Source organism: Lactiplantibacillus sp. B652 (assembly GCF_023806745.1).
Lineage (GTDB): Bacteria > Bacillota > Bacilli > Lactobacillales > Lactobacillaceae > Lactiplantibacillus > Lactiplantibacillus pentosus.
On sequence record NZ_JAMSKY010000004.1, the window covers coordinates 193,281 to 205,664 of the forward strand.

At 48.5% G+C, this 12,384-nt stretch carries 12 protein-coding genes; 9 read left to right on the plus strand and 3 right to left on the minus strand.

What is annotated here, in order from left to right; genetic code table 11:
- Positions 1 to 475: 475 nt before the first annotated feature.
- The 3 genes from MZO40_RS07380 to MZO40_RS07390 all read left to right on the plus strand — a co-directional run bounded on the left by MZO40_RS07380 (position 476) and on the right by MZO40_RS07390 (position 4,505).
- Positions 476 to 2,227, plus strand: a complete 1,752-nt coding sequence (locus tag MZO40_RS07380) for a 1-deoxy-D-xylulose-5-phosphate synthase (RefSeq protein WP_105961470.1) — start codon at positions 476 to 478, stop codon at positions 2,225 to 2,227.
- A gap of 254 nt (positions 2,228 to 2,481) precedes the next feature.
- The gene (locus tag MZO40_RS07385; RefSeq protein ID WP_252133195.1) at positions 2,482 to 3,501 is read left to right on the plus strand and encodes a Gfo/Idh/MocA family oxidoreductase; all 1,020 of its coding nucleotides are present in this window, start codon (positions 2,482 to 2,484) and stop codon (positions 3,499 to 3,501) included.
- Positions 3,502 to 3,527: 26 nt separating this feature from the next.
- Positions 3,528 to 4,505 carry a Gfo/Idh/MocA family protein gene (locus MZO40_RS07390; RefSeq protein WP_105961471.1) on the plus strand — a complete coding sequence of 326 codons (978 nt, stop codon included), beginning with the start codon at positions 3,528 to 3,530 and terminating at the stop codon, positions 4,503 to 4,505.
- A gap of 322 nt (positions 4,506 to 4,827) precedes the next feature.
- Here the strand turns inward: MZO40_RS07390 and MZO40_RS07395 are convergent, their stop codons facing one another.
- The gene (locus tag MZO40_RS07395) at positions 4,828 to 5,697 is read right to left on the minus strand and encodes a MurR/RpiR family transcriptional regulator (protein WP_088770958.1); all 870 of its coding nucleotides are present in this window, start codon (positions 5,695 to 5,697) and stop codon (positions 4,828 to 4,830) included.
- A 163-nt stretch (positions 5,698 to 5,860) separates the two neighbouring features.
- Here MZO40_RS07395 and MZO40_RS07400 point away from each other — a divergent pair, with 163 nt between their 5' ends.
- Positions 5,861 to 6,799 (plus strand): LacI family DNA-binding transcriptional regulator, encoded by a 939-nt coding sequence (locus MZO40_RS07400; RefSeq protein WP_050339562.1) that lies wholly within the window; start codon positions 5,861 to 5,863, stop codon positions 6,797 to 6,799.
- Between the two features lie 16 nt (positions 6,800 to 6,815).
- Positions 6,816 to 7,589: a Cof-type HAD-IIB family hydrolase gene (locus MZO40_RS07405; RefSeq protein ID WP_021337609.1), complete on the plus strand. Its 774-nt coding sequence runs from the start codon at positions 6,816 to 6,818 to the stop codon at positions 7,587 to 7,589.
- Positions 7,590 to 7,783: 194 nt separating this feature from the next.
- Here the strand turns inward: MZO40_RS07405 and MZO40_RS07410 are convergent, their stop codons facing one another.
- Positions 7,784 to 8,722, minus strand: coding sequence for a ribonuclease H family protein (locus MZO40_RS07410; RefSeq protein ID WP_105961492.1), 939 nt, complete (start codon positions 8,720 to 8,722; stop codon positions 7,784 to 7,786).
- A 135-nt stretch (positions 8,723 to 8,857) separates the two neighbouring features.
- On the opposite strand from MZO40_RS07410, the gene MZO40_RS07415 reads away from it, so the two are divergent.
- The 4 genes from MZO40_RS07415 (at position 8,858) to MZO40_RS07430 (ending at position 11,169) form a co-directional block, all read left to right on the plus strand.
- A complete protein-coding gene (locus MZO40_RS07415; protein ID WP_165861007.1) occupies positions 8,858 to 9,019 on the plus strand; it encodes a hypothetical protein in 162 nt (53 codons plus the stop codon).
- A gap of 167 nt (positions 9,020 to 9,186) precedes the next feature.
- Complete coding sequence (locus MZO40_RS07420; protein ID WP_252133196.1) at positions 9,187 to 9,507, plus strand: bacteriocin immunity protein; 321 nt, start codon at positions 9,187 to 9,189, stop codon at positions 9,505 to 9,507.
- 350 nt (positions 9,508 to 9,857) lie between these two features.
- On the plus strand, positions 9,858 to 10,121 hold the full coding sequence (locus MZO40_RS07425; protein ID WP_105961474.1) for a hypothetical protein: 264 nt from the start codon (positions 9,858 to 9,860) through the stop codon (positions 10,119 to 10,121).
- Positions 10,122 to 10,401: 280 nt separating this feature from the next.
- Positions 10,402 to 11,169, plus strand: a complete 768-nt coding sequence (locus MZO40_RS07430) for a hypothetical protein (RefSeq protein ID WP_105961475.1) — start codon at positions 10,402 to 10,404, stop codon at positions 11,167 to 11,169.
- Positions 11,170 to 11,393: 224 nt separating this feature from the next.
- Here MZO40_RS07430 and MZO40_RS07435 read toward each other — a convergent pair whose 3' ends face one another.
- Entirely contained in the window at positions 11,394 to 12,350 is a 957-nt protein-coding gene (locus MZO40_RS07435) for a nucleoside hydrolase (protein WP_105920774.1), read from the minus strand.
- Positions 12,351 to 12,384: the final 34 nt, after the last annotated feature.

Below are 12,384 nucleotides of genomic sequence, written 5' to 3' on the forward strand. Positions count from 1 at the left end.
TCCAATAAAAAGTTGGGTCCACACATGTCTGCCTTTCGAATACAACCCAGGCTGGAAGGTGTTTCTGACAATGCTCAGCGATGAAATTCCACTTAGCAAGCGTCCTTTGCTTGGTTAGTGGAAGACCAGTATTTAAGACGTGGGCTTTCGGCTTAAATCTGTGTCCATCGCGTTCCAGCGTTGTCAGAAATACCTGGAAGCCGGTGTAGGACGAACAACACGACAGGTTTACGCTAACTTGTTTTGTTTCCAGCGGTTCTCAGCTGGCTGCTTTTGAACTTGAGAACCAGCACCTTTCAACCATTTTTAATACCAAATCATAACTAGCGCAACGTGCGTAGTCGTACGGCATATTGTCGCTAGGTTGATGCTGGTATAATTTTAATCATAAAACTTGAACAAAATGCTTGTCTTAGAGTGGCTCTAAGGTGCTAATCTATGAACAGACTTATGAATTAGAAAGTGAGCGATAAACATGGAAACGCCTATTTTGGCAACAATTGATCAACCGGCAGACCTTAAAAAACGATCATTGCCGGAACTGACACAGCTAGCTGACGAGCTGCGACACGTGTTATTGAATAAAGTCAGTCAGACTGGAGGCCACGTGGGGCCAAACTTGGGCGTTGTTGAATTGACGATTGCCTTTCACACGATTTTTGATTCGCCCGTCGATAAAGTCGTCTGGGACGTTTCACATCAAGCCTATACGCACAAAATTTTGACTGGGCGTAAGCAAGCATGGTTAGATCCCGCCCACTATGACGATGTTAGTGGCTATACGGCACCTGAAGAAAGTCCGCACGACTATTTCAATATCGGTCACACTTCGACGTCAATCGCACTCGCGACTGGGATGGCGGTTGCACGTGATATTGAAGGTAAAACGGGTAACGTGATGGCCGTCATTGGTGATGGGTCCTTGTCCGGTGGCTTAGCGCTGGAAGGTCTGAACATTGCGGCGACCTTGAAGTCGAACCTGATTATTTTAGTCAATGATAACGGGATGGCGATTGCGGAGGACCATGGCGGTATTTATCAAAATCTACGGGAACTCCGTGAATCGAACGGGACGAGCAGCCATAACTTGTTTAAAGACTTCGGCCTGGACTATCGATACGTGGAAAACGGGAATGACTTGGAAACGATGCTAACAGCCTTTAAGGCGGTTAAGGATATCGACCACCCAATCGTTTTGCACGTTCACACCGAGAAGGGTCATGGCTATCAGCCCGCGATTGACAATAAAGAGGCCTTTCACTGGCATGTGCCGTTTGACTTGGCTAGTGGTGCAACCTTGCATCCAAATACCGGGGAGACTTATACGGATGTCATTCACGCGACCTTGGAAGATGAATTAGCCGCAGAGACGCCAATTACTGCGATTACGGCGGCTGTTCCAGGGACTTATGATTTGAAACGGTTTGGTCGTAAACATCCGCACCGTTACTTCGACGTTGGCATTGCTGAACAAGAATCGATTACGTTCGCTGCTGGTCAGGCGCAACAAGGGCTACGGCCAATCGTCTTTCATTCTGGCACGTTCCTCCAACGGGCATATGACCAGTTATCGCACGACCTAGGCATCAACAAATTGCCGGTCACGATTATGGTTGCCGGTGGTCGCATCAATGCGGGTGATCCGACCCATCAAGGTATTTTTGACGTTGCGATGTTGAGCAACATTCCGAACCTGACGTATTTGGCACCAACGACTAAGCAAGAATTGCGTGCGATGATGCACTGGGCGTTGCACCAAAATAACGGCCCGGTCGCAATTCGGGTCCCAAGTAATGACGTTCAGTCCGCACCACTGCAAGACTTTGACGCCTTGAAGATGCACACGGTACACACGGGTCGCCAAGTGGCCTTAATCGGTGTCGGCAGCATCTTCCCATTAGCCGCGACGGTTCAACAGCAATTAGCTGCGCACGATATTGATGCCACGTTGATTGATCCACGCGATATTTCGGACCCTGATACGGCCACTTTGGCGCAACTCAAGGCTGGACACCAACTCGTGGTGACGATTGAAGAAGCCAGTCTTAGTGGCGGTTTTGGTGAGAAAGTCAGCCGGTACTATGGTGACAGTGAGATGCGGGTCTTGAACTTCGGGGCCGCAAAACGGTTCAATGATCGGGAAACGACGACGGAATTGAAGCACGAATTTCAGTTGACGCCTGAACAAATCGTGACTGCCATCACAGCCCAATTGGCACAAAAGTAATTGAGCGGCGGTCGTCATATTTTTTAGCACCACTGCGTTAAAGCAATCGCTTAGCCGCAGCCAGACACCTGATGAAGGGCTTGGCTGCGGCTTTTTTGTTCGGCAAGGTGTCAGAAAAAACATTGGACAAAATGTCCAAAATCTTGGCGACCACGCTTAATTATTGAACGTTTTGACCGAAAGTCAGTCTTTAGCTTGGTTCCGGCAATTAAGTCGGTATAATGAAGCTATCAACCAATTTGGAGGAAGTCAACATGCTAACGATTGCTTATATTGGAAATGGGAAGAGTGCGAATCGCTACCACCTACCGTTTGCCTTGAAACTAAAGGATAAAATTAACGTTAAGACGATTTATTCACGCTCAGGACGACAAACGTGGCAACCGATTGCGGGGGTCCATTACACAACTGACCTGGATGATATTTATCAAGACCCGGCGATTGATTTAGTGGTCGTTTCAACGCCTAGCCATACCCATTACGCTGTAGCCAAGGATGTCTTGTTGCATGGGAAGAACGTACTGGTCGAAAAGCCGTTTACCGAAACGTCGGCGGAAGCTCAAGAATTGTTCGCGTTAGCCAAAGAGAAGCAGCTGTTCATTCAGTGCTATCAGAATCGCCGTTTTGACTCGGATTATCTCACGGCCCAAAAAGTGATTGAAAGTGGCGTACTGGGAGATTTACTGGAAGTCGAGATGCATTTTGACTACTTTCGACCGGAAGTTCCGACCAGTGTTAAAGAATTCTCGTTAGCTACGAGTTACTTATATGGCCACGCTTGTCATACTTTGGATCAAGTCATCGCCTATTTTGGGGAACCAGACGACGTGCACTTTGATGTTCGGCAGCTGTTGGGCGCAAACCGGATGAATGATTATTTTGATATCGATATGTATTATGGCGCGCTGAAAGTTTCCGTGAAGTCCAGCTACTTCCGTATCAAACCACGGCCAAGTTTCGTGTTGTATGGTAAGCAGGGGATGTTCGTGAAGGCGGATAAGGATCGGCAGGAATATGATTTAAAACACTTCTACATGCCAGACCATGCAGACTTCGGTATTGACCAACCGGAAAACTACGGGACGCTGACGTACGTTGACGACGCCGGTCGCTATCATGAAGAGAAGGTCGTCTCAGAGGTCGGTGATTACAGCCGCGTTTATGATGGTGTGTATGAGACGCTCGTTAACGGGGCCCCGAAGCTTGTGAAGGACGAGGAGACTCTGTTGCAAATCAAACTATTGGAACAAGGCATTCAACAGTGCCGCCGGTAATTATCATTAGACGAGGAGGAAGACACATGCGATTAGGAATTTTAGGAACTGGAAAAATTGTTCAAGAATTTTTGCCAATGGTCAAGACGATTCCGTCAATTGAACTCGCGGGCTTATTGTCGACGCCGCGGAGCGTTGAACGGGCGCACGACTTGCAGCAACAGTACCAGATTGCGACTGTTTATACGGATTATGCGACGTTATTGGCGGATGCGGCGATTGACACGGTGTACGTGGCGCTGCCGAATTCGCTACATTATCAGTATGCCAAACAAGCCTTATTGGCGGGTAAAAAAGTGATTTGCGAGAAGCCGTTTACCCTGGTGGCTGAGCAGTTGGCGGAGTTAAAAGACCTTGCTTTGAGCCGCGACTTAGTCCTGATCGAAGCCATCACCAACCAGTATCTGGAGAACTATCAAGCCATTCGGCGGGACCTACCGGATTTAGGAAAATTGAAGATTATTGAATGCAACTATTCGCAATATTCTTCACGCTATGACCAATTTAAGGCGGGGACCGTCTTACCAGCCTTTGATCCCAAACTGGGTGGCGGGGCGCTGATGGATTTGAATATCTACAACATCCACTTTGTTGTTGGTCTGTTAGGCGCGCCGACCCATGTGCAATATCTGGCAAACGTTGAGCGAAATATCGATACATCGGGCATCTTGGTGCTGACTTATCCAGACGTCAAAGTCGTCTGCATCGGTGCCAAGGATTGTACCTCACCAGTGCGGTCAACGATTCAAGGGACTGATGGGTCAATCGTTTTGAACGGTCCAACCAATACCGTCGAAAGCTTTACAAAAGTTGCGCATGACGGGACGGCGACTGATTATGCGGGCAATCAAGCGGCACACCGGATGCATGCTGAATTTGTCGCGTTTGAACGGATCGTTGCCGAGCACGATATGGCAACGGTCAAGCAGCAATTGGCTCATTCAGAAACCGTCATGGCTGTGGTCGACCAGGCGGTGGCGAGTGCGGGATTGAAACTGGGCTAGGTTTAATTATCAACAAGTCATCAATGATTAGGTGTTCATGTGCGTCAGTGATTTGGCGTGGTGGGCACCTTTTTGTGTCGGCACTTAGCAAGTATGAAGCCCAAGTTGACTGACAAATGGTACGACGGCCAGGCCTCGCACGCTTCCAGACTAGGAGTGACTTAATTGCGGATTGCGGACCAACTAGACCCGATGGCGACCGGCAACTCGATAATCTAGCAGGGGATGTCGCATCAGTTGGCATGACCTCTGTTGCTGCGGGGTGCCGCCGTTGCGTTGGTTTTAATTATCGATACCGCCTCCCAATAGCAACCTCACCGCATTAGCGCTCCTTGGTCGTCAGCGGGCCAGCTTGCAGCAGTTGTTGCTTGGCCTGTAAGTTTTGCAAGTTGGCGTGGAAATCTTGCGCGTACATCGTGGCAAAGAGGCTATCGAGGACGTATTCGAAGGCCGCTTGTGAGGCAAAGGTGCCGATCTTAGCAAAATTATATTCGCTTTGCACGGTCAGCAATTGCGTCGTTGCTTGCGCCAACAGCGGCGATTGCGGATTGCCTGTCAGCACGAGTAATGGAATTTGATGGTCGGCGAAGTACGCGGCAAATTGCTGGTGCACACTGGTTGTGCCGGCATATGAGATGATGAAGGCACAGTCTTCTGTCGTCAAATTAGCGGCGTTCCAAGCCTCATCTGCATACTCGTCGGCAATAATCGCAAAGCGGTTGATTTTAACGAGTTTGTTTTGAAAGCTCCGTGCGCGTAATTGGGAATCACCCTGGGCAAAAATGAAAATTCGGTTCGCTTGCATCAGCAAGTTCGCGGCTTGGGCGAGCTGTGCCGCATCTAGTTGCTGCTGCGCGGTTTGGATGGCGTTGATGGTCAACGTCGCCATCTTGGCGCTGATGGTTTGTACAGAATCGTTATCCGAAAAAGGAAAGTTGGCATCCACGGTAGTCGATTGGTGTTGCTGTGTGGCAATTTCAGCTGTCAACGCCTGCTGAAAATCGCGAAAGCCATGGTAGCCCAGCTTCTGGGTCAGACGGACGATCGTTGAATGCGAGGTGTACGTTTTGGCGGCCAGGTCTTTGATTCGCAACGTGGGCATCTGATTCAAATGAGCTAAGATGTAGGCGCTGATGCGTTTTTCAGTACTTGTGAAGTCGGTCGGGTGTTGTAAGCTGATTAAAATTGACATGTCATGATTTCCTCCAATCATTAATATCATACGAGTAATTCCCCAAAATTGCGATTATTATCAGAAAATTGAAAATAAACGGCTTGACCTGGTACCGGTTTCATAAATTATGGTAATTATATGAAACATCGTGGTATCATCAAGTTAGAGAGGAAGTTCTGTGATGACGAATATTCATGATATTGCCCGATTGTCAGGCTATTCCGTTTCAACTGTCTCACGGGTGATCAACCACCAAAAGTACGTGGCAGACGATAAGCGGGCGAAAGTCGAAGCGATTATGCAGGAACTCGATTACGTGCCCAACCGGGTCGCACGGGATTTGAGCCGGGGCCAGACCAAAACCATTGGCGTGGTCCTACCGTACGCCAATCATCCGTACTTTGCCCGGATCGTGGACGGCATCGTGGGGGCGGGGTTTGCTGCCGGTTACAAGATTACGCTACTGCCCACTAACTATGACCGGACGATTGAACGACACTACTTGGAAGAACTTCGAAGCAAAGCCTATGATGCGTTAATTTTTACCTCACGTAGTAGTTCGTTAGAAACGCTCGAAAATTATCGCAAATACGGTCAAATCGTGTGTTGTGAAGATCCTGGCGACGACCGTGAACTGGCGGCGGCGTATACTGACCGGATGGCGTCGTACGTGACGGCCTTAAAATGGGCCAAACAGCGCGGTTATGAGACGATGGGCGTTATTTTAAGTCGCAACAACGTCATCAGTGCCAGCACGCGGGTAACCAAACGGGCGTATCAGCAGGTCTATGGGCCGTTGGATGACGCCCACCTGTTTATCGGTGCGGCGACCTATGAGGATGGCTACCGGGCTGGCGAGTATTTTGCGGCGCAGTCACCACAAGTGGCGGCGGTCTTTGCGAATGGCGACGACATTGGAGCGGGCGTTTATCAATACTTTATTGATCACCAGTTGCCCCCAATGCCGATCATTGGTCAGGAGAACCTATTGACGAGTCGATTGCTGAAGTTTTCGACGATCGATCACCATCTGGAATCGTTGGGCCAGTCTGCATTTCGACTAGCGATGGGCAAGACCCGGACGCATGAATTAATAAAATCAGAGTTTATTGAGCGATAATTTGGAGGCACTTAATATGGTAGCGAGATTAGCCGTTTTTGATATTGATGATACACTATTAGCAAGTAATAAGACCCTTTTGCCGAGTACCGTGGCCAGTATTCAGGCACTCAAGGACCAACAGATCCATGTCGCGATTGCGACTGGTCGTAATTTGGCGATGGCTCGTCCCGTGATTGAAGCGTTGGCGCTACGAGACTATGTGCTCTGTAACGGGTCGGCCGCCTTCGCGGATGGTAAACAAGTTCATCAGCACACCTTGTCCAAAGCTAACCTGGGCAAGCTGATTACGGCTGCTGACCAACAACAAATCGATATTGTGGTCGAGTCATTGGATGGATTGCATATCCACACTCATCCGTCACAACAAACGCGGGATGTTTTGGAGACATTTCGGGCACCGCAACTCGACTACGCCCCGGATTACTATCAAGCGCATGACGTCTATCAGGCGATGATGTTTTATCCGGATGCCCAGAACCGGTTGTTACCACATCCAGATGAATTTTCGTTTGTTCGTTTCCATGAACGGGGCGTCGATATTATCCCTAAAGCCGGTTCGAAGGCCCAGGGGATTGCCAAACTGGCAGCGGCGTTGAATGTCGACAACGCCAACGTGGCGGCGTTTGGCGATAATGAAAATGACCGTGAAATGCTTCAAAGCGTGGGCATCGGTGTCGCGATGGGCAATGCTAAACCTGAAATCAAGGCCTTAGCGGACATCACGACCACGGATTGTGACCATGACGGCATCGCCAATGGTTTGAAAAAAATCGGTTGGATCGCCTGAACGTCGCAAGCAATAACGGATTGCCTTAAAGCATGCATGGCGTTGTATTCGTCATGTTTGATGAGCACAACGCTCAGGTACATCTCACCAAAATAATGACAAAACCGGCGACCTAATTCAGGTCGCCGGTTTTTAGACTGCAATGGAAAGTAGAGGTTTGCCGTACAGTCAAACTAGAATTGTTGCGCCTAAGATTACCGGTCCTGCAGCATTTTTTTGATTGCTGCTACGGAGCGGGCGACTTGTTCCGGGTCTGCGGGGCGCTCGTCAGAATTGAATGGCCCAGTCGAGTCAGTCCGAGTCGAAGGTGCTGAAACGGACTTGGCAGTTGCACTCGGCTTAGTTTGAGTGTTTGTTGTTGCCGACTTGGATGCCGACTTGGCTTGACGGGCACTCGTTTTCGCGCCAGTCGAAGCTTGTGCGGGTTGACCGGCGTGCATCTGGTCCATCGTTTGGTTTAATAAATGGTCGACGAAGACGTTGCCTTGGTTGGTCGCATGGCCCTTGGTCCACCGGTAGTGAAGGTCAGTGAACTTGGGGAGTAGGCGGTCAACGGCTTGCCATAATTCGGCGTTGACTAGCGGGCCATTACTTCGTTTCCAGCCACGGCGTTTCCAACCAGATAGCCAACCCTTAGTGACCGCATTTAAGACGTACTGTGAATCGAGCACGAATAAAATCGTCGTGTTGGTTTGTTCTAATTTTTCGAGCTGTTCGAGTGCCCGCAAAAAGGCCATGATTTCCATACGATTATTGGTCGCGCCCCATTCACCGGCTGAATCGGTGACGAGTTGATCCGGCAATTCGATTCGGTACGCCCACGCGGCCTTGTCATCATGATGGACGTGTTGGCCGGCAACGTTACCGGTATTCCGAGAGCCACCATCGGTATAAACGGTGATGGCGGCGTCCACGGGTGCGGGTGCTGGATGTGTTGATGATTTAGAACGGCTAGACTGACGTGTTGATTTGGCGCTAGTTTGACCACTCATAAACGCTTCCGCTTCGGCGGCCGTTGGAAAACTCTTGTACTGTGCTTGTGAGTAACCGTTGACTTGTGCTTGCGTTTCAGCCCAGGTCCGGTAAATGCCAGGATGACGGCCTTTGCGAACAGCATAATATTTTTGTGCCACGAGGATTCCTACTTTCTGAAAGGTGGCTGCGATTGCGAACGATGCAATCAAGCATTGACACCCAGGATAATGCCCTAAATTATACCATATTTGGCTGGTGAAATTGATTAGTAGACTGCCATGGTAGCGGTTCTGATGAAATATGAAGCACAGTGGGTGGCCGGTCAAAACAGCTGTCCCGTGGATGATGGTTGGATAATGAACTATCTCGCATTTCCTCTGGACATTGGTTTAGGGAGTGCTCAAACTGATGCTGTGCAATTTTGCAGCATCATCCCGTTGCTGGTGATTCGCTAGTTTGACTATCTTCAAGACGCTAACGCGCAAGGTCAATTCTGATGCGTATTGACATGTTATCAAGACGCTGTCAAAATATGGCATGCAAGTGAATCATTTACTTGACTGTCATTGCCAACAATGTTGGTGCGGGGGACAGACTTAAAAAGGAAGTTAGGTGAAGCACAATGTTTGGACGACATCATGTGACTTTGGATGAGGAAGAACTGTTAAGTAATATATACGATTTTGTACTGGACGAATCGATTACTGAACGTGAGCGCAGAATTGGATTGCTGGCTAAGGCTGATTTGGAGGCCAAGCGTTATCCAGTCGCCGTTTTGAATAAAATAGTCGTCAGTTTTCGGATGGAAGCGTTGAACAAGAAGGGGTTGTCACCAGTGGCGTCTAAGTTCTATGACCAGATCGAGCCGCTATTAGTGGCGGTGAAACCCTTTGGTACCAATATCGGATTTGTCGGGATGCACTGTAGTTATTTAGACGACTAACAATTGAATAATGGCTAGGAAAACTAACTGGTGAAAGCTGTGACGGCTTAGTGGGTATATTCGGACTGAATCGTCGCAGCTTTTTTGTGCCTTTGATGGCATGATGATGCAATATCATGACAGGGGAATGCAGTGGTTGATGGGGTGGTGCCCGCCGTATGTAAAGCTTTCGGACGTGTGAACATATGAAATATTAATTCCCCGGCGTAAAATAAGTGAAATAAATATTGAATCTTTTCTGATCATTTGTTTGTAAAAATAGTTGTGTAACTATATAATTAAGTAAATAAAAACATTGGATTTATGATACGCGTGACAAATGTAGGCTTGATACAGAAAGGACGACATTAATGCGATTCTATCTCTTTACCCAGGGTGAGCAACAAGCCCTGATTGCGGCTAACAATGAATGGTTGGCACGCAAGCGGGCGGTACAAGAATGTGGCCTGAACGCTACAACACCAGCCGTTGAAGTTGAAGAAGCAGAAGTGTTTGATCGCTTCCGACCCATTTTTTTTGATGTGCTGGGTGATAAGAGTGCTTCTGCCGCTCAGATGGCTCGGGCAGTCTTTTCAACGCCTGGTGTGATTTTGACCAATATTCCAAACGTGTGAACGAATGAAAGACGGTGTTGGCAGGGAGCTGATGCCGTTTTTATTTCAAAAGGTGAGTGACACGCGCAACGCGACCAACCAGTAGAATCCTGACGACTAACGATCACGACGATTACTGAAAGCCTTTATTTTTCAGCAAAAATCGTGGCGAACGATGGCTTATTTTTAAAAATTACGACATAATTATCTTGTAGGTGAATTAGCGCTTAGAAAAATAATTATTATTTGACGGTTGAGTATTCTCAGTCGCCAACAAAATCGTAAACGAGGGAGTCAAAGCATGGCAGATCATCGCGGAATCAAAACAGAAGATGTAGATGGGCAGTTGCGAAGCCTATCCTATCTGGCGGATAAATACGAAATCGATCAAATCAGACTAACGACACGTTACAAAAATGGCGAGCGTGGGAAACGACTGGTGCGGCCGGTGCATTATACGAAAGGCCTGCAAATGATTGATATTGATGGGCAAAAGATGAATTTTATTCAGGTTGCCAAGAAGTTCGGCTTAAACCAGCAGACGGTCCTCAGTCGCTATAAACGGGGCGTTCGCTATCCAGACATTGTGCTACCAGTCGATGAATTTAAACGTAAGATGAAACGTGATGGTCCTCAAGATATTCAAACCGTGATTGATGGCCACGAGATGACGTTAGGCGAGGCTTCCGCTGAATACCAGGTCAAACCAAGTACGGTGATCAATCGCTATAAACGGGGGATTCGCGGCCCTGAATTAGTCCAAACGGTCAAACGGGTCACTTCCGGGCCAATCGTTTTGGAAGACGGTCAGACCCTGTCAGAACTGGCCGCAAAGACGAGAATTGACTATATGACGCTCTGGCAACGTTATCAAGCCGGCAAACGGGGCGCTGAGTTAAGTGTTCAACCGAAGCGCAAACGGTTTATGGTTGATTATCAGGGTCGGACGTGGACGCTGTTAGAATTATCGCGCGCGTTTCACGTGCCGGTGGGGACGTTACGAAATCGCGTCAAACAAGGTGAGTCCGGTGATAACTTAGTTCGGCCACCCTATTCACCAAAGAAATAGCTGAACGACTCACAAGTGTCACTGATTTTGGGCTTTTGGCAGCTGTTGCCAAAGTGAGTTAATCATTTGGCGTTTTTTAGCAATCGCTGATTTTAAACCGTTGGTGATCATTAAGATGTTAATATCCAGATAAAAACAGTGCCGGCAAACTGAATTTCAGTCTACCGGCACTGTTCGCGTTTATTAATAAATTTGTATTGAATTATTCCAGTTTTACAGCAAGCCTAGTGTTGTTTGAACAGCGTCGTTAAGTAGTCCATGAAGGTCTTCAAATAACGATCTTTATCGACAGTTAAGGCGACGGTCACATTCGTTGGGTCGTTCAAACGGGCAGGGTCGCCAATCGTCCGACCGTAGTCTTCACCGCTGGCTTGGACGTACATATTCAAGTCAAGTGTCGTGACGAAACTTGGGTCGAGTGAAACGCCGACTGCTAGTGGGTCGTGCAATGCGCAACCGTGCAAATCTGGACTGGTGATGTCGTAGGCGGCGATGTAGTAGTCAACGATGTCCGCGAATTTTTCGCCGGCCGTCGTCTTCAAGTCGCGCCATTGTTGGGTTTCAGTCTTGGTCAATAACGTCCGTAACGTGACGTCTAGGCCGACCATCGTTAACGGCATGTTGCTAGTGAAGACGGCATTAGCGGCTTCGGCATCTTGGTTGATGTTGGCTTCAGCGTAGTGGCTGACGTTACCAGGAACCGTGAGTGCGCCACCCATCAAGGTCACGTTGCCAATTGTGCTGGCGATGTCTGGGGCTTTTTCGAGTGCTTCGGCCAGGTTGGTCAGTGGACCAGTTGGCACAAGGGTCAAATCAGCGCCATATTGGTGAACGGCGTCAATCAAGAAATCAACGCCAGATTGTTTTTCAACGGCACGTTTTGGTGCGGGTAGTTCGACGTCACCGATCCCGTTCATCCCGTGGATTTGTTGTGAAATCGGCATGACATCAAAGTGCTCGGTCGTACTGGAGTGAGGTTCGCCTAAGAAGACGGGCACATCGGTTGCACCTAGTAATTCCAAGATTTGTAAACTATTAGTGGCGGCTTGGTCGACCAGGCAGTTCCCGTATGAACTAATAATCCCAATCAAATCAACGTCGGGCGCACCGACCGCATAAGCAATTGCCATTGCGTCGTCAATCCCAGTGTCCAAGTCTAAAATCATTTTGCGTTTTGCCATGAAAAACATCCTCCCTAGTTAGGTCTGAAGCGCT